This window comes from Actinorectispora metalli (assembly GCF_056323685.1).
This window is the reverse complement of the sequence record NZ_JBREYE010000001.1, coordinates 3,059,027-3,081,385: the sequence shown is the minus strand read 5'-3', so window position 1 is coordinate 3,081,385 and position 22,359 is coordinate 3,059,027. Positions and strand designations below refer to the sequence as shown.

20 protein-coding genes are annotated in these 22,359 nt (G+C 69.4%); 15 read left to right on the top strand and 5 right to left on the bottom strand.

Translation table 11 applies throughout. From position 1 onward, the window contains the following. Position 1: 1 nt before the first annotated feature. Genes ACU6XJ_RS14450 through ACU6XJ_RS14440 form a run of 3 tightly spaced genes read right to left on the bottom strand, consistent with a single transcriptional unit; the run spans position 2 to position 2,356 of the window. The gene (locus ACU6XJ_RS14450) at positions 2 to 940 is read right to left on the bottom strand and encodes a hydroxymethylglutaryl-CoA lyase (protein WP_476311024.1); all 939 of its coding nucleotides are present in this window, start codon (positions 938 to 940) and stop codon (positions 2 to 4) included. Continuing rightward, complete coding sequence (locus ACU6XJ_RS14445) at positions 940 to 1,458, bottom strand: PH domain-containing protein (RefSeq protein ID WP_476311022.1); 519 nt, start codon at positions 1,456 to 1,458, stop codon at positions 940 to 942. Before ACU6XJ_RS14445 ends, ACU6XJ_RS14450 begins: the two co-directional genes overlap by 1 nt. 46 nt (positions 1,459 to 1,504) lie before the next feature. Further along, entirely contained in the window at positions 1,505 to 2,356 is an 852-nt protein-coding gene (locus tag ACU6XJ_RS14440) for a biotin--[acetyl-CoA-carboxylase] ligase (protein ID WP_476311019.1), read from the bottom strand. A 126-nt stretch (positions 2,357 to 2,482) separates the two neighbouring features. Between ACU6XJ_RS14440 and ACU6XJ_RS14435 the strand changes: the two genes are divergently transcribed. The 13 genes from ACU6XJ_RS14435 to ACU6XJ_RS14375 all read left to right on the top strand — a co-directional run bounded on the left by ACU6XJ_RS14435 (position 2,483) and on the right by ACU6XJ_RS14375 (position 16,972). Next, complete coding sequence (locus ACU6XJ_RS14435) at positions 2,483 to 3,013, top strand: hypothetical protein (RefSeq protein WP_476311016.1); 531 nt, start codon at positions 2,483 to 2,485, stop codon at positions 3,011 to 3,013. Between the two features lie 389 nt (positions 3,014 to 3,402). Next, the gene (locus ACU6XJ_RS14430; protein WP_476311014.1) at positions 3,403 to 5,043 is read left to right on the top strand and encodes an acyl-CoA carboxylase subunit beta; all 1,641 of its coding nucleotides are present in this window, start codon (positions 3,403 to 3,405) and stop codon (positions 5,041 to 5,043) included. A 24-nt stretch (positions 5,044 to 5,067) separates the two neighbouring features. Further along, positions 5,068 to 5,283, top strand: a complete 216-nt coding sequence (locus ACU6XJ_RS14425) for an acyl-CoA carboxylase subunit epsilon (protein ID WP_476311012.1) — start codon at positions 5,068 to 5,070, stop codon at positions 5,281 to 5,283. A gap of 128 nt (positions 5,284 to 5,411) precedes the next feature. Then, on the top strand, positions 5,412 to 7,352 hold the full coding sequence (locus ACU6XJ_RS14420; RefSeq protein WP_476311009.1) for a Xaa-Pro dipeptidyl-peptidase: 1,941 nt from the start codon (positions 5,412 to 5,414) through the stop codon (positions 7,350 to 7,352). A gap of 121 nt (positions 7,353 to 7,473) precedes the next feature. Beyond that, positions 7,474 to 9,051, top strand: coding sequence for a hypothetical protein (locus tag ACU6XJ_RS14415; protein WP_476311006.1), 1,578 nt, complete (start codon positions 7,474 to 7,476; stop codon positions 9,049 to 9,051). Between the two features lie 93 nt (positions 9,052 to 9,144). Beyond that, positions 9,145 to 9,762, top strand: coding sequence for a Maf family protein (locus ACU6XJ_RS14410; RefSeq protein ID WP_476311003.1), 618 nt, complete (start codon positions 9,145 to 9,147; stop codon positions 9,760 to 9,762). Positions 9,763 to 9,971: 209 nt separating this feature from the next. After that, entirely contained in the window at positions 9,972 to 11,279 is a 1,308-nt protein-coding gene (locus ACU6XJ_RS14405) for a dicarboxylate/amino acid:cation symporter (RefSeq protein ID WP_476311000.1), read from the top strand. Positions 11,280 to 11,478: 199 nt separating this feature from the next. Then, positions 11,479 to 13,257 (top strand): acetyl/propionyl/methylcrotonyl-CoA carboxylase subunit alpha, encoded by a 1,779-nt coding sequence (locus tag ACU6XJ_RS14400; protein ID WP_476310998.1) that lies wholly within the window; start codon positions 11,479 to 11,481, stop codon positions 13,255 to 13,257. A 6-nt stretch (positions 13,258 to 13,263) separates the two neighbouring features. Beyond that, complete coding sequence (locus ACU6XJ_RS14395; protein ID WP_476310995.1) at positions 13,264 to 13,809, top strand: GNAT family N-acetyltransferase; 546 nt, start codon at positions 13,264 to 13,266, stop codon at positions 13,807 to 13,809. A 52-nt stretch (positions 13,810 to 13,861) separates the two neighbouring features. After that, on the top strand, positions 13,862 to 14,461 hold the full coding sequence (locus ACU6XJ_RS14390) for a DUF3558 domain-containing protein (RefSeq protein ID WP_476310992.1): 600 nt from the start codon (positions 13,862 to 13,864) through the stop codon (positions 14,459 to 14,461). A 204-nt stretch (positions 14,462 to 14,665) separates the two neighbouring features. Continuing rightward, the gene (locus tag ACU6XJ_RS14385; RefSeq protein ID WP_476310989.1) at positions 14,666 to 14,944 is read left to right on the top strand and encodes a hypothetical protein; all 279 of its coding nucleotides are present in this window, start codon (positions 14,666 to 14,668) and stop codon (positions 14,942 to 14,944) included. Beyond that, entirely contained in the window at positions 14,926 to 16,146 is a 1,221-nt protein-coding gene (locus tag ACU6XJ_RS14380; protein WP_476310986.1) for a PPE domain-containing protein, read from the top strand. Before ACU6XJ_RS14385 ends, ACU6XJ_RS14380 begins: the two co-directional genes overlap by 19 nt. 25 nt (positions 16,147 to 16,171) lie before the next feature. Then, a complete protein-coding gene (locus tag ACU6XJ_RS14375; protein ID WP_476310983.1) occupies positions 16,172 to 16,972 on the top strand; it encodes an ESX secretion-associated protein EspG in 801 nt (266 codons plus the stop codon). A 384-nt stretch (positions 16,973 to 17,356) separates the two neighbouring features. Here the strand turns inward: ACU6XJ_RS14375 and ACU6XJ_RS14370 are convergent, their stop codons facing one another. Beyond that, entirely contained in the window at positions 17,357 to 19,078 is a 1,722-nt protein-coding gene (locus ACU6XJ_RS14370; protein ID WP_476310979.1) for a glycerol-3-phosphate dehydrogenase/oxidase, read from the bottom strand. Positions 19,079 to 19,211: 133 nt separating this feature from the next. Between ACU6XJ_RS14370 and ACU6XJ_RS14365 the strand changes: the two genes are divergently transcribed. Continuing rightward, the gene (locus ACU6XJ_RS14365) at positions 19,212 to 19,952 is read left to right on the top strand and encodes an MIP/aquaporin family protein (RefSeq protein ID WP_476310975.1); all 741 of its coding nucleotides are present in this window, start codon (positions 19,212 to 19,214) and stop codon (positions 19,950 to 19,952) included. A 12-nt stretch (positions 19,953 to 19,964) separates the two neighbouring features. Further along, on the top strand, positions 19,965 to 21,473 hold the full coding sequence (glpK, locus tag ACU6XJ_RS14360) for a glycerol kinase GlpK (RefSeq protein ID WP_476310972.1): 1,509 nt from the start codon (positions 19,965 to 19,967) through the stop codon (positions 21,471 to 21,473). A 288-nt stretch (positions 21,474 to 21,761) separates the two neighbouring features. Here the strand turns inward: glpK and ACU6XJ_RS14355 are convergent, their stop codons facing one another. Continuing rightward, the gene (locus ACU6XJ_RS14355) at positions 21,762 to 22,349 is read right to left on the bottom strand and encodes a class F sortase (protein WP_476310969.1); all 588 of its coding nucleotides are present in this window, start codon (positions 22,347 to 22,349) and stop codon (positions 21,762 to 21,764) included. Positions 22,350 to 22,359: the final 10 nt, after the last annotated feature.

Genomic DNA, 22,359 nt, shown 5'->3' with positions numbered 1-22,359 from the left:
CTCAGCCCGCCAGCGCGCGCACCACCCGGGAGGGGCTGGGCCTGCCGAGGCGCTCGGCCATCCACACGCTGGTAGCGACCAGCTTCTCAAGGTCAACGCCGTGTTCGATGCCGAGGCCGTCGAGCATCCAGACGAGGTCCTCGGTGGCGAGATTGCCGGTGGCGGACTCCGCGTACGGGCAGCCACCGAGGCCGCCCGCGGAGGAGTCCACTGTGGAGACACCCTGGCGGAGGGCGGCGTAGGTGTTGGCCAGCGCCTGGCCGTAGGTGTCGTGGAAGTGCACCGCGAGGGAGCCCACCGGGACACCGGCGTCGAGGAAGGCTTGCAGCAGCCGCTCGACGTGCCCCGGCGTGGCGACGCCGATCGTGTCGCCAAGGGAAAGCTGGTCGCAGCCCATCGCCAGCAGCGTTCGGCCGACGGAGACCACGCGATCGGGTTCGACCGGGCCCTCCCAGGGGTCGCCGAAGCACATGGACAGGTAGCCGCGCACCGCAACGCCCTCGTCCACCGCACCGGAGACCACCGGCTCGAACATGGCGAACTGGTCGGACAGGCCGCGGTTGAGGTTCTTGCGGGCGAACGTCTCGGTGGCGCTGGCGAAGATCGCGATCCGCTCGACGCCCGCCTCCAACGCGCGGTCCAGGCCGCGCTCATTGGGCACCAGCACCGGGTAGCTCACCCCGGCCCGCCGGTCCAGCTTGGCCATCAGGTCGGCGGCGTCGGCCAACTGCGGCACCCACTTGGGGTGCACGAAACTGGTCGCCTCCAGCACCTGTAGGCCCGCCTCGGCGAGACGGTCGAGGAACGCGAGCTTGGTCTCCAACGGGACGACCGCCTGCTCGTTCTGCAGCCCGTCCCGCGCGCCCACCTCCCAGATCGTGACCCGCTCCGGCAAGGACGCGGCCGGGGAACGCATGGGGAGACCGGGGGTTCGTGCCATCAGTGCACCTCGCGGGCGGGGCGGAAGTTGTCCTTGGGATCGGTGTTCACTTCGCGGTAGAGCAGCGAGTGCACCCGCTCCACGTGCGGGATGTCGTCGAACTCGAGCGGGTCGTCGGCGGCCGACTCGATGATCAGCGTGCCGCAGCCGAGCATGCGGTCGATCAGGCGGTGCCGGAATTGGACGCTGTTGATCCGCGACAGCGGGATGTCGATGCCGGTGCGGGTCAGCACGCCCTCGCGCACCATGACGCGCTGGGTGGTGACCACGAAGTGGGTGGTGCGCCAGCGCAGCAGCGGCGCCAGCGTGAGCCAGCAGATCAGCCCCGCCGCGACCACAGCCAGCGCGGCCCAGGCGATCAGATGCCAGGAGAGGTTCGCCGCCAGCGAGGCGAGGTAGGCCACCAAGCCCGCCGTCATCAGGAACACCAGCACCGGGAAGACCAGCATTTTCCAGTGCGGGTGCTTGTGGATCACGACACGCTCTTCCGGCGCGAGCAGGTCGTCCGGGTAGGCCACGGCGCTCCTCCGTATGCCATCGTGCTGCGCTGCTGTGCGTCCGCTGTCAACTTACCGCCGCGTCGGGCCGAACATGGACGACATCCCCGGCCGACACCGCACGTAGTTTGCCGTCGTCACATCGCACGAGCAGCCTGCCGTCAAGATCGACATCGGTGGCGGTGCCGCGCAGCATCTCGCCGGAGGGGAATTCGACGGTGATCCGCACGCCGATCGTGGCGCAGCAGCGGCGGTAGGCGGTGAGCAGCCCGCAGCGCTGGGGGTCGCCGCCTGCCTTGCGCCACGCCTGATCACGCTCGACCAGTTCCCGGATCAACGCCGCGAGCAGCGTGTGCCGGTCGGTGCAGGCCGCGTTCTGGGCGGCCAGCGAGGTCGCGGGGAGCTTGTTCGGACCGGTGGGCAGTTCGTCGGGGGTGTGGCTGACGTTGAGACCGATGCCCAGCACGACTCCAGGCTGCTCGCCCGCGACGAGTTCGGCGAGGATGCCGCCGCACTTGGCGCCGGTGGGGCCGACGAGCAGGTCGTTGGGCCACTTCATCAGCGCCCTGACCTGACCAAGGTCTCCGACAACGTGGGCGACGGCGGTGCCCGCGAGCAGCGGCAGCCAACTCAGCCGGTTGTTCGGGACGCCGGTGGGGCGCAGGAAGATGCTGAACAGCAGCCCGGCCCCCGCGGGCGAGACCCAGTGCCGTTGGTTGCGACCGCGGCCGTCGGTCTGCTCCTCGGCGACCAGGACCGTGTAGTCGGCGACCTCGCCCGCCTGCGCGGCGGCGACCAGATCGGCGTTGGTCGAGCCGGTCCGGGGGATGACATCCAGCGCGGCGAGCGGCCCGCCGGGCGTGAGCAATTCGTCACGCAACGTCGTCACGCTCAGTGGTCCCCGCAGTTCGTTGCCCATACAACCACGCTAACGGGAACGTTCCAGAGCCTTTCACCGACCCGCAACCACCCCGGGCGGGCGAACTCGCACGCCAGTTCGAGTCAACCCCTCAAACCGCCGCGCGGAGACGCCGAAGAAGCTTCGGTGACAGTCCACGCCTTCGTCGACGAATCCTGCCGCAACGGCACCTACCTACTTGCTGCCACCCTGGTGCAGCCCAGCGACCTTAGGGCCACTCGCAGTCTGCTGAGATCGCTGTGTCTCCCCCGCCAACGGCGCATCCACTTCAGGTACGAAAGCATCTCGCGACGCCACCAGATCATCTCGACCATGCATGCCCTGGCCGCACGTACCTTGGTTCTGACCAGTGCGGGCACGGGCAACACCGCTCGCAACGCATGTCTTCGTGCGCTGATGCCAGAACTGATCAAGCGGGACGTGATGCGATTGGTGCTGGAAAGCCGAGAAGGCCAAGACCATCACGATCAACTGCTCATCCGTCGGCTGCTGCCGCCTAAAGACCCGTACTCACCAATCACCTATGAACACATGCGACCCCACGAGGAACCTATCTTGTGGATGCCCGATGCGGTGGCATGGTGCGTGGGCGCAGGAGGGGACTGGTCACGCCGTGCTGCCGGACTTCTCGAGGAGACGACGGAGATCTTGCCCTAAAGACGCGAAACCCGACCGCCAGAGCGTCCGCGCTGGGAGTCGGGTCCACTTCCTCGGCCTACGTGGCCTCGGCACAGCTAAGGTTACATGGGAGCTGCGGCGGACTCCAGTTTGGTTTCCGGTCGCCACTCGATCGGATGGGAGAAGAGCAGCCTCTGCCGCAGACCCCCAGACAGCGCAAAACCCGGCCGCCGACCGTCCGGAGGGGGACCGGGTTCACTTCCTCGGCCTACGGGGCCTTGGCTCGGTCACGCTACCGCTGCGGCGCTACCCAGGGGCCGGAACTTGGCATCTCCACTCGAACGGTTGGGGTGGAAACGCACTATTGGGCGTGACGTGGACTACTGGTGGGTAAGCAGGGTGGCGGAGGCCGGCTAGGCTGCCTCGTCATGAGCAGTGCCACCCAGCCGATCGGCCAGCCACCTGCGGAAGAGCCCGATATCCACACCACAGCGGGCAAGCTCGCCGACCTCTACCGGCGCAATGACGAAGCAGTGCACGCAGGCTCTGCCCGCGCGGTGGAGAAGCAGCACGCCAAGGGCAAGAAGACGGCTCGCGAGCGGATCGACATGCTGCTCGACCCCGGCTCGTTCGTCGAGCTGGACGAGCACGCACGGCACCGCTCCACCAACTTCGGGCTGGAGAAGTCCCGCCCCTACGGCGACGGCGTGGTCACCGGGTACGGCACCGTGGACGGGCGGCCGGTCTGCGTGTTCAGCCAGGACGTGACGGTCTTCGGCGGCAGCCTCGGCGAGGTCTACGGCGAGAAGATCGTCAAGGTGATGGACCTGGCGATCAAGACCGGGCGGCCCATTATCGGCATCAACGAGGGCGGTGGCGCGCGCATCCAGGAGGGCGTGGTCTCCCTCGGCCTCTACGGCGAGATCTTCCGCCGCAACACCCTCGCCTCCGGCGTGATCCCGCAGATCTCGCTGATCATGGGGCCCTGCGCGGGCGGGCACGTGTACTCGCCCGCGATCACCGACTTCACGGTCATGGTCGACAAGACCTCCAACATGTTCATCACCGGCCCGGACGTGATCAAGACCGTCACCGGTGAGGAGGTCAGCTTCGAGGACCTCGGCGGCGGCCGGACGCACAACACCAAGTCCGGCAACGCGCACTACCTGGGTTCCGACGAGGACGACGCGATCGCCTACGTCAAGGAGCTGCTCAGCTTCCTGCCGTCCAACAACCTCTCCGACGCGCCGGTCTTCGACGCCGCCGACACCGGCGACGGGGCGCTCGCGGACGCCATCGAGGAGTCCGACCGGGAGCTCGACACGCTGATCCCGGACTCGGCGAACCAGCCGTACGACATGCACGAGGTGATCACCCGCGTGCTGGACGACGGCGAGTTCCTCGAGGTCATGGAGCTGTTCGCGCCCAACATCCTGATCGGCTTCGGCCGGGTGGAGGGCCGCAGCGTCGGCGTGGTGGCCAACCAGCCGACGCAGTTCGCAGGCTGTCTGGACATCGACGCCAGCGAGAAGGCCGCCCGGTTCGTGCGGACCTGCGACGCGTTCAACATCCCGGTGCTGACCTTCGTGGACGTGCCGGGCTTCCTGCCGGGCACCGACCAGGAGTGGAACGGCATCATCCGGCGCGGCGCCAAGCTGATCTACGCCTACGCCGAGGCCACCGTCCCGCTGGTCACCGTGATCACCCGCAAGGCCTACGGCGGCGCCTACGACGTGATGGGCTCCAAGCACCTCGGCGCGGACATCAACCTGGCCTGGCCGACCGCGCAGATCGCGGTGATGGGAGCCCAGGGCGCGGCGAACATCGTGCACCGCAAGACGCTGGCCAACGCCGTCAACAACGGCGAGGACGTCGAGGCGCTGCGCGCGAAGCTGCAGCAGGAGTACGAGGACACCCTCTGCAACCCCTACATCGCCGCCGAGCGCGGCTACGTGGACTCGGTGATCCCGCCCTCCTACACCCGCGGCTACGTGGCCCGCGCGCTGCGCATGCTGCGTGACAAGCGGGAGACCCTGCCGCCCCGCAAGCACGGCAACATCCCGCTGTAAGGCCCAGGTCGCGAAGGAGATCCGATGAGCGCCGAGCGTCCCTACCTGCGCGTGGTGCGTGGCACGCCGGACGAGGCCGAGATGGCGGCGCTCGCCGCGGTGGTCGCGGGCCTGGCGAGCCGCGGTGCTCCGGAGCAGAAGGACGAGCCGCGGTCGGCGTGGGCCGACCGCGCGCCGCTGCTGCGCACGCCGCTGCACCCCGGACCGGGCGCCTGGCGGGCGTCCGGTCTGCCGCGATGAAACCCGGCATTTCAGGGAATAACGCGCCATAAAGCCGAAAATCCGGCGGTCAGTTGCGTCATTCGGACCTGACCACGGGCAAGCCCTCCTGCTTAGCGTCCCGAGAAGGGATCCCTGCTGGAGGCATTGTGGCAAAACAACGGCCGTTCACCCTGCTATCCGTACTGGCCACCGCGGCAATCACCGCGGCGGGAGCGTTCACCGCCCCCGCCGCCGCGGCCGCACCGACCAACATCCGTGACGGACTCAGCCAACCGTCTTTCTCTTTCGCCGACGCGATCAGGGAGACGACGTTCGTCGACATCGGACTCGACCTCAACGGCGACCGCGTCAACGACCGCGTCGCCGCGGACATCATCCGGCCCGCCACGGGCGGGAAGGTGCCGACGATCATGGACGCCAGCCCGTACTACTCCTGCTGCGGGCGCGGCCTGGAAAGCGAGAAGAAGACCTACGACGCACAGGGACGCCCGCAGGGCTTCCCGCTGTTCTACGACAACTACTTCGTGCCGCGCGGCTACGCCGTGGTGCTGGTCGACCTATCGGGCACCAACAAATCCACCGGCTGCTCAGATGTGGGCGGCCCGTCGGAGATCGCCTCCGCCAAGGCCGTGATCGATTGGATCGGCGGCCGCGCCAAGGGCTACGACAAGGTCAGCGGCGGCAACGCGGTCACCGCGACCTGGGCCGCGCCCTCGGTCGGCATGATCGGCAAGTCCTGGGACGGCACCATCGCCAACGGCGTCGCCGCCACCGGGGTGCCCGAGTTGAAGACCATCGTGCCGATCGGCGCGATCTCCTCCTGGTACGACTACCAGCGCGGCGACGGCGTCGGCAGCGGCACGCCGACCTACCTGGCCAACCTGGTCGAGGAAAGCCCCCGGGCGGGCTGCCAGGGCGTGAAGAACCAGCTCACCTCGGGTGCGCCCGCCAACGGCAACATGACGCAGATGTGGAAGCAGCGCGACTACGTCAAGGACGCGAGCAAGGTCAAGGCCAGCGTGTTCGTCGTGCACGGCCAGGGCGACCTCAACGTCAAGACCATCCACTTCGGACAGTGGTGGGACGCGCTGCGGGCGCAGGGCACGCCGCTGAAGCTGTGGCTGACCCAGGCGGGCCACGTCGACCCGTTCGACTTCCGCCGCACCGAGTGGGTCAAGACCCTGCACCGCTGGTTCGACCGCTGGCTGCTGAACGTGGACAACGGCATCGACCGCGAGCCCGCCTCCAGCGTCGAGCGCGCCCCTGACAAGTGGGCCGACGACGCCAAATGGCCGCCCGCGGACACCGCGCTGACCAGCTTCCACCCCCGCACGGGAAGCGTGGAGGGCCTTGGCTCGCTGTCGACGCAGGCACCGGGCACCGGTACCGCGAAGTTCACCGACAACACCAGGCTGTCGGAGTTCGACTGGGCCAAGAACCCCGGCCAGGCCTCGGCGAACCGGCTGCTGTACTCCACCGGCAAGCTGGAGAAGGACCTGCGGATCGCGGGCACCGGCTCGATCACCGTCGCGGTCACGCCCAGCACCACGACGGCTCACGTGTCGGTGGCGCTGGTGCACTACGGCCCGGCCACCATCCGCAACTACCTGGGCAGCGGCGAGGGCATCCGCACGCTGAACACGGAGTCCTGCCACGGCGAGAACCGCACCGGGGACGACGCCTGCTACAAGAACACCGAGGCGACCAGCAGCAACGTCGACGCCGAGGTGTTCGCCCGCGGCTGGGCGGATCTGGCCAACTACGAGTCGCTGGACGTGGACCGCCCGTTGCAGGCAGGCCAGAAGTACACGATCACGTTCCGGATCTCCACCTCCGACCACGTGATCCCGGCGGGCCATCAGTTCGCCGTGATCATCGGCGGCACCGACAGCCGGTTCATCCCCGGTCCGGCCAGGCCGGGACAGCTGCAGATCCACCTGGACAGCACCAGGGTGGCGCTGCCGGTCGTCGGCGGCGGCTCCGGAGTCCAGGCAGGCCCGCCGGTGCCGCCGTCGGCCCGCCCAGAGCGGGTGCCGTCGGGACCGGAAGCCCGCAGTCTGCGGTTCACCGACCTGATTCCGCACTGATTGCAGTGGAATGTCCGGTGCGGGTGTACGCCCGCACCGGACTTTTCCGGGTCTGGCCCCAACTCCCGCACCGCCGGCGCTAGGCTGCCTGACGTCGGACGCGTGATCGGGGAGAGCTTCAGTGCCGCGAACAGCAACCCGGACCCTCAGCCTGATTGCCTTACTGGCCTTGGGCGTGCTGTCCGTGTCCTGCGGCTCGTCCACCGTGCCGGGACTGCCGCCGGTGGCCAACACCTACGCACCGATCGCGAACATCCCGGAGGAGCCCGCGCGCTGGGCGCTGGTGTCGGTGGACGCGTGCAAGCTGCTGACCGGCAAGCAGGCCGCCGCCGTCGCCACCGGCCCGGCCTACCCGGCGGGCCCGCAGAGCTGCGAGCTTCCGGTGAAGCTGCCCGACGGCAGCGCCGACCGACTGGTGCTCTCGCTCAGCGCGAGCTTCGAACACCGCAACCGGGCCGCCGCCGCACCCGTGTCGCTGGCCGGGCTGACCGCCTACCAGCTGATGGACGGGCCGACGGCCCGCTCCCCGGAACTGCGCACCTGCGATGTGCACATCCCGCTGACCGCCTCGCGGGCGGTGCAGATCCACACCAGGGCGGTCGGCGAAGACCTCGGCACGGGCTGCCGGGTGGCCAGAGCAGCGGGTGAGACGGCGGCGGGCAAGCTGGCCACCCCCGCCCAAGCCCTCAGCGAGGCACCGCCGCCGGCGTTGAACCGGTGGAACGTCTGCGACCTGCTGGGCAAGGCGGTCGGCAGCAGCACCCAGCCGCAGTTCGGCTACGGCCGCGACGCCATCGCCGCCGCCCGGTGCACCACGCACGACCCGTCCGACGGCGCCGACTGGGCCAACACCGAGCTGTCCGTGGTCGCGGGGCTGGACCCGCTGGCCGAGAAGCCCGCGACCGGCGAGCCGGTCCCGCTGAGCTTCGGCACCGTGCGGCAGATCAGCCGCGACCGCGGCTGCGACCTGGAGTGGGGCGCCGTGGCCGTGGCAGGCGGCAGCCCGGAGCGTCCGTTCCAGCGCGTCAAGCTGAGCCGCAACAACGAACCCAACGCCTGCGCCGTGGTCGCCCAGCAGGCCGAGAAGCTGATCAAGACGCTGGCCGCGGGACCGCCCGCGCCGCCGCCCGCACCCGCCGCGCTCGGGTTCAAGACCAACGTCCCTGACGAGCCGATGGCCGCGGTCTGCCAGCTCGACCCGCAGGCCACCCCGAGGGACTGCCGGGCGCCGCAGGAGGTGCCGCTGCCGCCGGACGCCAAGCAACTGCTCGCCGCGTACAACTCCACCGAGGCGCCGGACCTTGCCTGCAAGCTGCTTGGGGACCTGATCAGTGAGGCGGGCGGTGGGCAGGCGGTCACCGCCACCCGCGGTGAGCACTGCCAGGGCGCGGTGAAGGACTTCAGCCTGAAGTTCACGCTGCGCTTCTACCCGGCCGCCGCCGATGTGTGGCACCGCTGCGATGTGGAGTCCACACCGGAGATCGCCGGGCGCGAGGTGACTGTCTGCGACACCGGCAGCCAGCGCCGGGAGCTGGTCGTCCCGGTCACCGGGGATGCCAAGGCGCCGGGGGTGATGCGGCTGCAGGTCAGCGAGTCGGCCACCCGCGGCATCAACGCTCCCGTGACCTCGAACGAGGAACGGCTGCGGATCCTGGACAGGCTCGCCGAGGTCGCGATCACCAAGTACCTGCAGAAGTAGGCACCGGCGCCGCATCGATCGCCGCGATCCGCCCGCTGCTCGACGCGCCCGTCCCAGTGCAGCCGAAGCTCTCGGCCGAACTAGGCTGCACCCGTGCAGTTCGTGCTCGCCTCCGCCTCCCCCGCCCGCCGGGCCGTGCTCGCCGCGGCCGGGATCGACGCCGCCGTGTTCGTCTCCGGGGTCGACGAGGACGCGGTGGCCGCGAGCCTGAGCGATCCGACACCCGCGGAGCTGGTCACGGCGCTCGCGGTGGCCAAGGCGCGAGCCGTACTGGATCGGGTGGCCGCCGAGCACCCGAACGCGGTCATCGTGGGCTGCGACTCGATGCTGCACATCGACGGCAAGGTCGTCGGCAAGCCCGGTTCGGTCGAGGTGGCCCGCGCCCGGTGGAAGCGCATGGCGGGCGGCGCCGGCGACCTGCTCACCGGCCACGCCGTGCTGCTGCTGGCCGATGGCGAGCTGCGCAAGCAGGCCGATGGCCACGCGAGCACGACGGTCCGCTTCACCGATATCGGCGACGCGGAGCTGGAGGCCTACCTGGCCACCGGCGAACCGCTGGGGGTCGCGGGCGGCTTCACCCTGGACGGCCTCGGCGGCTGGTTCGTTGCGGGCGTCGACGGCGATCCATCCAGCGTGATCGGCATCAGCCTGCCGCTGACCCGACAGCTGCTCTGCGACGTCGGGGTGAATGTCGTCACGCTCTGGCGGTAGCCGGAAGTTTGATCTCGCGGTCGGGGTTGAACCGTCCCGACATGAATTCGCGATGGTTGTTCACCTCTCGCCTGCACGTCGACCTGCGACTGCAGGCCAGTGCCATCTGTCCGCACGTCTGATCCACAGCTGACGTCTGCGTTCCCGAGCCCCGCGGCCCTTCGTCGTCGCCGCGCTCGCATCTGAAGAAATTCCAGGGGGACCCCCATATGCTCACCGCCCTCAGACGTATCCCGTTCGGCGTGCAGGTTCTGCTCGGTCTCGCCCTCGGTGTCGGCCTCGGCCTGCTCGCCAGGGCCGCCGACGTGCAGGGGCTGTCGGCCACGCTCGGTTCGGTCGGCACCGTTTTCACGAACCTGCTGCAACTCACAGTCATCCCACTGGTGTTCACCGCGATCGTGGTGGGCATCAACAGCCTGGCCAACCTCGGCGGCGCCCGAACCGCGGCCAGGGTCGGCGGCAAGACCCTGCTCTGGTTCGGCGCTACCTCGCTCATCGCAGTGCTGATCGGACTGGCCATCGGCATCCTGGGCGCGCCGGGCCGCGGCGTACAGGTCAGCCCCACCGAGGCAGCCACCAAGAAGCTCGCCACCAGGGAACACGGCGACTGGCTGTCGTTCCTGCAAAGCCTGGTACCGGAGAACTTCTTCGCCGCGTTCTCCGAAGGCGAGATCCTGCAGGTTGTGTTCCTCGCGCTGCTGATCGGCTTCGCCAGCTACCTGCTCGGTGAGAAGGCCCGCCCGTTCACCCAGTTCAACCAGGCGGTCTTCGACATCATCCAGAAGGTGCTCGGCTGGCTGATCCGGTTGGCGCCCATCGGCGTCGCGGGACTGATCGGCAACGCCTTCGCAAGCTACGGCGTCGACTTCCTGCGGCCGCTGGCCTCGCTGGTGGTCGCGGTGTACGCGGGCACGCTGATCGTGTTGTTCGTGGTGTACCCGATCCTGCTGCGGTTCGTCGGCGGGATCAGCCCGCTGCGGTTCTTCCGCGAGTCCTGGAACGCGCTGCAGTTCGCCTTCGTTTCGCGTTCATCCAGCGCCACCCTGCCGCTGAGCAGGCAGGCCGCGGTGAACCTCGGCGTCGACCCCGGCTACGCGGGCTTCGCGGTCCCGCTGGGCACCACCACCAAGATGGACGGCTGCGCCGCGGTCTACCCCGCGGTGGCCACGATCTTCATCGCGAACCTGTTCGGCGTGCAGCTGTCGATCTGGCAGTACGCCATCATCGCCGCGGTCGCGGTGTTCGGCGCCTTTGCCACCGCGGGCACAACGGGCTGGTTCACCATGCTCACCTTGACGCTGAGCTCGGTCGGCCTGCCCGCCGAGGTCATCGCGGCGGGCGTGGCGGTGGTCTTCGCCATCGACCCGATCCTGGACATGATCCGCACCGCCACCAACGTGGCGGGCCAGATCACCGTCCCGGTCCTGGTCGCCCGCAACGAGGGCCTGCTCACAGATCAATCCGGTGCCGACAAGGCGCGACCCGATACCCGCGGCGCCAAGCCCGCCTTAATCTGAAAGAACTTTCGCCACCGGAAGTCCCCGCAAGGACCATCCAAAGGGGCTTCTGGTGGTGAAAACCCTGCGGCAGCCTGTGTGGCGTGACCGGTCTCTCGCGTGTCAGAACGATGAACGGCCATAGACTCTCGCAGAACGCGGGGACGCGTCATAAGTGACAAACGGAACCGGACTGTGTCGCAAAACAGGAGGTAGGGACGTGGGCGAGCGCTCAGGCGAGCTGAGGAAGGTCCTGATCGCCAACCGGGGCGAGATCGCCGTTAGGGTCATCCGGGCGTGCAAGGACGCCGGACTCGCCAGCGTCGCGATCTACGCCGACCCAGACCGTGACGCCCCGTTCGTGCGGCTGGCCGACGAGGCGTTCGCGCTCGGCGGCAACACCCCCGGCGAGAGCTACCTCTCCTTCGACAAGGTGCTCGACGCGGCCCGCCGCTCCGGCGCCGACTCCATCCACCCCGGCTACGGCTTCCTCTCCGAGAACGCCGACTTCGCCCAGGCCGTGATCGACGCGGGACTGACCTGGATCGGGCCCAGCCCGCAGGCCATCCGCGACCTCGGCGACAAGGTCACCGCCCGCCACATCGCCACCCGCGCGGGCGCCCCGCTGGTGCCCGGCACAAAGGACCCGGTGTCGGGGCCCGACGAGGTGCTGGCCTTCGCCGAGGAGAACGGCCTGCCGGTGGCGATCAAGGCCGCGTTCGGCGGCGGCGGCCGCGGGCTGAAGGTGGCGCGCACCAAGGAGGAGATCCCCGAGCTGTTCGACTCGGCGGTGCGGGAGGCGGTCACCGCGTTCGGCCGCGGCGAGTGTTTCGTCGAGCGCTACCTCGACCGCCCGCGCCACGTCGAGGCGCAGGTGCTGGCCGATCAGCACGGCAACGTGATCGTCGTCGGCACCAGGGATTGTTCGCTGCAGCGCCGCCACCAGAAGCTCGTGGAGGAGGCGCCCGCGCCGTTCCTCAACGACGCCCAGCGCAAGACCATCCACGGTGCGGCCAGGGCAATCTGCCAGGAGGCCGGCTACCACGGCGCGGGCACGGTGGAGTTCCTGGTAGGTCAGGACGGCACCATCTCCTTCCTCGAGGTCAACACCCGGCTCCAGGTCGAGCACCCGGTCTCCGAGGAGACCACCGGCATCGACCTGGTCCGCGAGCAGTTCCGCATCGCGGCGGGCGAGAAGCTGCGCTTCGACTCCGACCCCCAGCCGCACGGCCACTCCATCGAGTTCCGCATCAACGGCGAGGACGCGGGCCGCAACTTCCTGCCCGCCCCCGGCACCGTGACGACATTCGCCGCACCCGCAGGCCCCGGCGTCCGGGTGGACGCGGGCGTGGAGTCCGGCACCGTGATCGGCGGACAGTTCGACTCCCTGCTGGCCAAGCTGGTCGTCACCGGCGAGAACCGGCAGGAGGCGCTGGCCAGGGCGCGGCGCGCGCTGGACGAGATGGTCGTGGAGGGCATGGCCACCGTGCTGCCCTTCCACCGGCTCATCGTGCGCGACCCCGCGTTCGCAGGCGAGGACGGCTTCACCGTGCACACCCGCTGGATCGAGACCGAGTGGGACAACACCGTCGAGCCGTTCACCGGCGCCGCCGAGGCCGAAGAGCCCGAGGCCAGGCAGAGCGTCGTGGTGGAGGTCGGCGGCAGGCGGTTGGAGGTGACCCTGCCCGGCGACCTCGCGCTCGGCGGCGGCACCGGTGCCGCGGGCGGCGCGAAGGCCAAGCCGCGCAAGCGCGCGGGCGGCAAGGCCGCGGCGGCGGTGTCCGGGGACGCGGTGACCGCGCCCATGCAGGGCACCATCGTCAAGGTCGCGGTGGAGGACGGGCAGCAGGTCGCCGCGGGCGAGCTCATCGTCGTGCTGGAGGCGATGAAGATGGAAAACCCCGTCATCGCGCACAAGGCGGGCACGGTCACCGGCCTGTCGGCGGCTCCCGGCACCCCCATCACCCAGGGCAGCGTGATCTGCGAGCTCAAAGACTGATCTCGGATGGATCCGGTCGAGATCAACGCGGGTGAGTACTACCTGCGGCAGCTGCGCGCCGATGACCGCATCGACGACCGCCCCGCGATCGTCGAAGGCTTCACCGATCCGGAGACCACGCGCTGGACCCGCGGGTATTCCGTACCCGATCTCGATGAGGCCCGCGGCTACGTCGAGCACCGGAACAGGCAGTGGCAGGACGACCAGCGCTGCTCCTGGGCGGTGGCCGAGCCGCTGACCGGAGCGCTGCTCGGCGAGGTCGGACTCAAGCACCTGGACTTGGACGCGGGCACCGCCGAAGCGGCCTGCTGGACGCTGCCCGCCCACCGCGGCAAGGGCTTGGCGGTGGAGGCGCTGCGCGTCGTGCTGGGGTTCGGATTCGACGGGTTGGACCTGAAAAAGATCACCTACCGTCATGCGGAAAGGAATCAAGCCTCCAAACGGGTGGCCGAAAAATGCGGATTCCGACTGGACGGAAGAGAGCCCGCCGCAATGATTGCGGACGGTATTGAACAAGATCTCTGGGTCTGGGTGAAAGAGGCCGGAACTTGATCACGCCGCACTGTCGCATTCATCCGAAACCGGGTCCACTACCGTGGTGCGCATGAGTCGTGGTCCGTTTCCGGCCTTTCGGGTGCTCGCGCTCGCGGCCGTGCTCGGATTGTCATCCGCGTGCAGCTTTCCCAACCAGGAAACCGCGGGCAGTCCCACAACCTCGGCCCCGGCCGCCACCACGACGACGATTGAGCTGCCGCCCCGACCGAAGGTCATTTCCCTCAAAGGCATCGAGCCCTGCACGATCCTGCCCAAGGCCGACCGGGCCCAACTGGGCATGGACCGACCGCCGTTGAAGGGCACCGAAGCAGGCTTCGGCGACGCCAGGACCTGCAGCCTGCGCAACAGCGAAGCGCGGGTGGCGGCCCGGTTGGCGCTGGTCACCGTGCAGGGCATGGAGGTCTGGACGGACGAGACGGCGCAGGTGCAGGCCGAGCCGGTGGTGATCGCCGGGTTCCCCGCCCTCGTCGTGCGGTCGGAGACCTCGGACTCCTACTGCAACGTGGAGGTCGACACCGCGGACGGCCAATTCCTCGACGTGCTGTACCGAGACGACGGCAACCAGCCCGCAAAACCACTCGATCAGTTGTGTTCAGGCGCAAAGAGACTAGCTGAGGCCGCGATGACCAGGCTCATTGAAAAAGGCTGACTGCAGACGGGTGACCTCCCACTCCCCAGCGTGACCTGTTATGGCTAAAGTGACTCCGGATGTGCCACAAAGTCGGGGAGGCCCAACTTGCCGTTCGAGACCACCCCTGGGCAGCAGTCCGTAGACGGATTTCCACAGTCGAGCGGATTGCCCGGCGAAGGCGCGCAACAACGCCTCCGCGTAGAGCCCGCTGCCATTCCACGCATGCGTAGATCAATTCACGGCTCGCTCGATCAATTGGGCAAGCAGATCGAACACGCGATCAACGACCTTCGCATTCGCCCCTGGGCGGGCGACCCGGTCAGCAACGAAGCTGCCACCACCTTCAACCAGGCCAGCGTGGACGGCACCGACGGTGCCCTCGCCGCGCTGTCGGGTTACCGAGACCAGTTGCAGGCGGCCGCCGAGGCCCTCGAACGTGCCGAGGTGCAGTACCGGGACATCGAGGGCGACAACACGGCCAAGTGGGGTTCGAACTGCTGAAGGGGCCGATCATCATGGGTGGGGACCACCGCTGGCAGGGATACAACCACGAGGAGCTGTACCGGCAGATCCACGCCGGGCCGGGTCCGGTGGCCTCCGCTGCCTCGGCGACGAGGTGGTCGGAGCTTGTCACCGTGCTGTCGGAGATCGACTCCGACTTGAGCCGCGCCATCACCGAATCCGGTTCGGTCTGGGAGGGCGCCGCCGCGGAATCCGCCCGCGGCGGCCTGACCCCGTTGGGCCAGTGGGCGGCTGACGCCCAGGCCAGCGCCGAGGCGATGAAGCACAGCGCCGAGGCCCAGGCCGACAACATCGGCAAGGCCAGAGCGGATATGCCCGCCCCGGTGCCGGTCAACGCGGAGGAGCCCTCCGCCCTGGAGTCGGGCCTGGTGCACCTGTTCGGCGGCCAGACCGACTACGAGCGCGAGGAGGCCGCGAGCAACGCGGCGGAGCAGCGGGCCTTCGAGGTGATGCGCACCTACGAGGCCAGCACCACCCACGCCACCTCCGCCCTCGGCACCTTCAGCCCGCCGCCGGACGTGGTGATCTCGACCTCGGGATCGGTCCGCGGTGACGCGAGTGCGGTGCAGGGCCCCATCCAGGGCGCGGTCCCGCAGCAGGCGCCGCGGTCGACCGGCCTGACCCGAGGCGGTTTCCGCCGCGGACCCGGCAGGCTCTCCGGCACCGCGGGCACCGGCCAGCGCCCGGTGACCGGCGGCCCGAACTCGCCCGGCTCCCCCGGCTCCGGCGGCGGCGCGGGTACGTCCTCGGCAGCCGCCTCGGCACGCCCCGGCCCGCCGGCAGGCCCGACGGGTGCCGACGGCAGGCCGACCGGTTCGGCGGGCGCCGCACCGGTGGCGGGCGCCCAGGCGGGTGCGAAACCGGGTGCTCCCCGTGACACCAGGAAGATCTCGGACGAGCAGGACACTCCCGGCGCCGTGTCCGCACACGCCGAGTCGAACCTGCCGCCGACCCACAGCGCGGGTCTGGACGACCCGCAGCGCGGACCGGCCCCGACCGCGGGCCCGGAGTCCGCCGCCACGCCGCCCGCCGCACCGGGCCCGGCGGGCGCGGCGCGGAGCGCGCGGCGGGACGACGACGAGGACCAGCACGCCAACAGCTATCTGGTGGAAGAGGACGACGTCTGGGGCGGCGGCGGCCGCGTGGCACCCGCGGTCTTCGGTGAGGACCCGCCGCGATGAACGTGGTTGCCGCGGAGGCGCAGACGTGGTCAACCTGATGGACGCTCAGGTCAAGGCGCCCATCGCCGTCACGGCTCTGGAGTTCGATGTGCTCTGGCAGCACCTCGGGCTGGAACAGATGCCGCTGGTGATCAAGGTGCCGTCGCCGGGCCGGACCTGGACCGAACGACGACAGCTGGAACGCGATGTCTGGTCGGCGCTGGAGCAACGCGGCCTCGGCCGCCCGTCCAGCATCGACCCGGCGCTGGCGGACATGCTGCACCTGCTGGCGGCCCCGCAACGCGAGGTCGACGCGCGCCTCTGGCTCGGTCACCGGGTGCGCCTGCTGGCCGCGGCCAGCGGCGAGTCCGCGGTGTTGGTCACGAAGCTGGATGATCAGCTCAGTTTCCAGGAGATCTCCACGGGCGGCTTGGCGCGCGCGGCGGTGAGCATGCTGCCGCCGCTGCCTGCGGGCCCCGGCCATTCGGTGACGCTGCCCAGTGACGACCTCGACGCCGCGGCGTCGGCCGCGGCCGACAACCCGCAGTCGTTCCACAGCGCGTTGTGCGCCAGGGGAGTCCGCGGCGAGGACGCCGCCACCATCGTGGCCATGAGCAAGGACGCCCACCACCGCGGTCAGTTCGGCGCCGCCACCAAGGACAGCTGGGGCCGCCGCCACCGGCCCAACCACGTGATCGGCTTCTTCGACACCCCCGCGGGCCGCTACCTCCAATTACGCCGCGGCTCCCCCAACGTCGCCTGGTGGAGCACCATCTCCCCGGCCGACAACCGCCGCCTCATCCAACACGTCGAGGACCTGCTCACGGAAGCGGAGACCCGGGCTTAGTGTTCCTCTCTCCGCCGCACACGCGGTGTCCCTCTACCACACCTCACACCCGCTTCTCCGCGTGTGGCTCGAAGTTCGGGCGAGTTATCCACATCGCCGTGAGCCATCCACAGTTCCGACTTTGGCGCCGCAAACCGGAATCGGAAATCGATAGGCTGGCCCAGGGGCGTGCCCCCCGGGCGGGCGGGGGTGTATTCCGGGAGCAAGCGAGCAGCAGCGGAAGTACGAAGACGGATCTCCTGGGGCCCACAGGGATGAGCGAGTTCGACGCTCAGCCGCCTGGAAAGCGGTGGCCGGGCGTGCCGCCTCGCGGTGCGAGTGGCTGATGCCGGCGGGTGCGAGCGGCTATGCCGGCGAATGGGGCATAACCGCCGGATGCCGCGGTTACAGGTGGGGGCGGACTTCGGGGGCGAGCAGGCGTTCCGCCTCGGCGGCGGCGTCGCTGGGTTGGAGCTGGGAGGCCCGTTCGGCTTCGACGCGGGCGGTATAGGTCTGTACTTCGGCCCTGATCTGGTCCTCCGACCAGCCGAGCACCTCGGCCATCAGCTCCGCCACCGGTTGGGCCGATTCGAGGCCGCGGTGCGGGTACTCGATGGAGATGCGGGTTCGGCGGGCCAGCACGTCCTCCAGGTGCAGCGCGCCTTCGTGACTGACCGCGTGGTAAGCGTCCACCATCAGGTAGTCCGCCGCGCCAGGGATCGGGCGCAGCAAATCGGGGCGGCCCTTGGCGTTGGCCAGCACCTCGTGGATGAGCGAGCCGTAGCGGTCCAGCAGCTGACGGACGCGGTAGGGGTGCAGGCCGTAGCGGGTGGCCAGCTGGTCGGCCTGGTTGACCAGGGCGTGGTAGCCGTCCGCGCCGAGCAGCGGCACCCGGTCGGTGATCGACGGGGCGATGCGGCCGGGCAGGTCGGGGGCGGCGGCCTCGATGGCGTCCGCCGCCATCACCCGGTACGTCGTGTACTTGCCGCCCGCGATGGCGACCAGGCCCGGGGCGACCCTGGCGACCGCGTGTTCGCGGGACAGCTTCGACGTCTCGTCGCTCTCGCCCGCCAGCAGCGGGCGCAGGCCCGCGTAGACGCCCTCGATGTCGTCGTGGGTCAGCGGGGTGGCGAGCACGGTGTTGACGTGCTCCAGGATGTAGTCGATGTCGGCCTTGGTGGCGGCCGGGTGCGCCAGGTCCAGGTTCCAGTCCGTGTCGGTGGTGCCGACGATCCAGTGGCTGCGCCACGGGATCACGAACAGCACCGACTTCTCGGTGCGCAGGATGATGCCGCTCTCGGCGACGATGCGGTCCCTGGGCACCACGATGTGCACGCCCTTGCTCGCGCGCACCCGGAACCGGCCGCGGCTGCCGGACAGGCGCTGGAGCTCGTCGGTCCACACGCCGGTGCAGTTGATCACCGAGTGGGCCTCGACCTCGATCTCCTCACCCGTCTCCACATCCCGTACCCGGACCCCGCGGATGCGGTCGGCCTCGCGGGTCATGCCGACGACCTGGGTGGAGGTGCGGACCACGGCGCCGTAGTGGGCGGCGGTGCGGGCCACCGTCATGGTGTGCCGGGCGTCGTCGGCCTGGGCGTCGAAGTACTGGATGCCGCCGATCAGGCTGGAGCGGCGCAGCGCGGGCACCAGCCGCAGGGCACCCGCCCTGGTGAGCTGGCGGTGCCGCGGCACCGAGCGCGCGCCGCCCATCGTGTCGTACATCAGCATGCCCGCGGTGGTGTACGGGCGCTCCCACATGCGGTGGGTGAGCGGGTAGAGGAAGCTCACGGGCTTGACCAGGTGCGGCGCCAGCCGGGTGAGCATCAGCTCGCGCTCGCGCAGCGCCTCGCGCACCAGGCCGAACTCCAACTGCTCGAGGTAGCGCAGGCCGCCGTGGAAGAGCTTGCTGGAGCGGCTGGACGTGCCGGAGGCCAGGTCGCGGGCCTCCACCAACGCGACCCGCAGGCCCCTGGTGGCGGCGTCGAGCGCGGCGCCCGCCCCGGTGACCCCACCGCCGATGACCACCACGTCGAACTGCTCGGCTGCCAGCCGCGTCCAGGCCTGAGCGTGTTCGGCAGGGCCCAGCCTGGCTGAACTCACCGCGGTCTCGGTGGTCTCGGGCACCCGTTCCCCCTTCGCGACGTCGGTGTGTCTCCACGCTACTAGCGGGATCACCGTCTAGACAGGAAATTGTGCGCCAAGTAATGTCCCAACACATCTCGAACCGCAACGCGCCCCACTGGGGAGGGGAAGAGCAATGGGTTTCGGCGAAATCTTTCTGTGGGAATTCCTGGGAACCGCCGCGCTGACTCTCCTGGGTTGCGGAGTCGTCGCAAATGTGGTTCTGAAAAACACCCTCGGCAATGCCGGCGGCTGGTTGTTGATCAACTTCGGTTGGGGTTTCGCGGTGTTCACTGCGGCGAGCCTCGCCGAACCCACTGGGGCGCATATCAATCCCGCCGTGACCATCGGACTCGCGGTCGCGGGCAAGCTCGGGTGGGGCGCCGTGCCCGCCTACCTGATCGCCCAACTGCTGGGCGGCATCGCGGGCGCCGCACTGTGCTGGGCCACCTACAAACTTCAGTTCGACGCCCACGACCAGCCCGAGAACACCCTGGGCATCTTCGCAACCAGCCCGACCATCCCGCACCGCGGCTGGAACCTGACCACCGAGGTGATCGGCACCTTCGTGCTGGTGCTGTGGATTCTGCTCTCACCCGCGGCGGGCCCCGACAAGGACGGACTGCCTCAGTTCGGCAATGCCGCACTGGGATACGCGGCGGTCGCCTTCGTGGTCGTAGGAATTGGCAACTCACTCGGCGGGCCGACGGGATATGCCATCAATCCGGCGCGTGATCTCGGCCCCCGCATCGCCTACGCGATATTGCCTATCCGTGGCAAAGGCTCCGCGAATTGGGGATATTCGTGGGTGCCGGTGCTCGGCCCGCTGGCGGGCGGCGTACTCGCAGGCCTGGTCTCCCTCGTCCTTCCGAACTAAGGAGCAACGCAGATGTCCCGCTACGTGGCGGCGATCGATCAGGGCACGACCTCCACCCGGTGCATGATCTTCGATCACTCCGGCCAGGTCGTCTCGGTCGACCAGCGGGAACACCGTCAGATCATGCCCAAGGCGGGCTGGGTTGAACACGACCCTGCCGAGGTCTGGCGCAACACCCGGCAGGTCTGCGCGGGGGCGCTGGCCAAGCACGACCTCGTCGCGGGCGACCTCGCCGCGGTGGGCATCACCAACCAACGCGAGACCACCGTGGTGTGGGACCGCAAGACCGGTGAGCCGATCCACAACGCCATCGTCTGGCAGGACACCCGCACCGACCGGATCTGCCGCGAACTCGGCGCGCTGGGCGGCGGTCAGGAGCGCTACCGGGCCCGCACCGGGTTGCCGCTGGCGACCTACTTCGCCGGACCCAAGATCCGCTGGATCCTGGACAACGTCGACGGCGCCCGCAAGCGCGCCGAGAACGGTGAGCTGGCCTTCGGCACGATGGACAGCTGGGTGCTGTGGAACTGCACCGGCGGCCCGGACGGCGGCCTGCACCTCACCGACCCCACGAACGCCTCCCGCACGCTGCTGATGGACCTCGACACGCTGAGCTGGGACGCCGAGCTGTGCGCCGAGATCGGGGTGCCGATGGCGATGCTGCCCGAGATCCGCTCCTCCTCCGAGGAGTACGGCAAGGTGCGCGAGCGCGGTCCGCTGGCGGGTGTTCCGATCAGCGGCATCCTCGGCGACCAGCAGGCCGCCACCTTCGGCCAGGCATGCCTGGCGGTGGGCGAGGCCAAGAACACCTACGGCACCGGCAACTTCGTGCTGCTCAACACGGGTTCCGAGAAGGTGATGAGCAACAACGGCCTGCTCACCACCGTCTGCTACCAGATCGGCTCCAACGCCCCGGTGTACGCGTTGGAAGGCTCCATCGCGGTGACCGGCTCGCTGGTGCAGTGGATCCGGGACAACCTGGGCATGATCTCCTCGGCCGCCGACATCGAGCGGGACGCCCGCAGCGTGGAGGACAACGGCGGCTGCTACTTCGTGCCCGCCTTCTCCGGCCTGTTCGCCCCGCACTGGCGCTCCGACGCCCGCGGCGCGATCGTCGGCCTGACCCGCTTCATCAACAAGGGCCACCTGGCCCGCGCGGTGCTGGAGGCGACGGCGTTCCAGAGCCGGGAGGTCATCGACGCGATGAACGCCGACTCCGGCGTGCCGCTGCGTTCGCTGAAGGTCGACGGCGGCATGGTCGTCAACGACCTGCTCATGCAGTTCCAGGCCGACATCCTCGGCGTCCCGGTGATCCGGCCGGTGGTCAACGAGACCACCGCGCTGGGAGCGGCCTACGCGGCCGGGCTGGCGGTCGGATTCTGGAAGGGTGAGCAGGACATCCGGGACAACTGGGCCCAGGACAAGGTGTGGGAGCCCGAGATGGACGCCGAGGTCCGGGAGAAGCAGTACGCCATGTGGCAGAAGGCCGTCACGCGAACCTTCGACTGGGTCGAGGACTGATCCGCCGATCCGGCATGTGCCGCAGCAAGTCGAGCCGGTTCGCCTCGGCGGCAAGCGGGACGGCGGCGAGCCCACCGGCCCTGTAGTCGAAGCAGACGTCGATCTCAGCGCGGGGTTCCGATGGTCGGATGACGCCCCACAGTGTCGCTGGTAGAGCGGCGCCCGTCGTCGATCGAGCGGTGGGACGTCGGGCGCGGAACAGCGAGCATTCGCAACTCGTGCTCATCGGCTCAGCACACGAAACGGGGCGGACAACCAGGTCCGCCCCGTACGCACATCTCACTCTGCCTATGCGGCCAGCTTGGCGAAGACGATCACGTTGTCCTTGTAGCTGTGGGCAGCCTTGTCGAACACGCCGCCACACGTGATCAACCGCAGCTCCGGGCTCGGCACGTCCGAGTAGACGTCATCGCTCGGGAACTGCTCCTTGGGCACCTGCTGCTTGCGGTAGGCGACGAACTTGAGCTCTTTACCGTCACCGTTCTTCACGAAGATCTCGTCGCCCTCGGCGAGTTCGTGCAGCTTGAAGAAGATGCCCGGCTTCTTGTCGCCGTCCACGTGCCCCAGGATGACCGCCGGGCCCGCCTTGCCCGGCACCGGGCCGAGCTTGTACCAGGCCGCCTGCATCGGCGCGCTGGCAGGCGGAACCTCCATCGTGCGGTCCTTGTTCAGCCCGACAGCCACCAGGCTGGACTTGGCGTCGATCTTCGGCACTCGGACTTCAACCGGAACGCCCGCGGTCTGGGAGACACTGCTCTGGCTGGTCGGCCCAGGCTGCGACGCGGAGTCGCCACCGCCGCATCCTGCGAGCACACTCAGCGAAAGGGCCAGGGTGGCCACCGCGAGGCGGCCACCCCAACCTGCGAACTTACGCATCTACCCGACC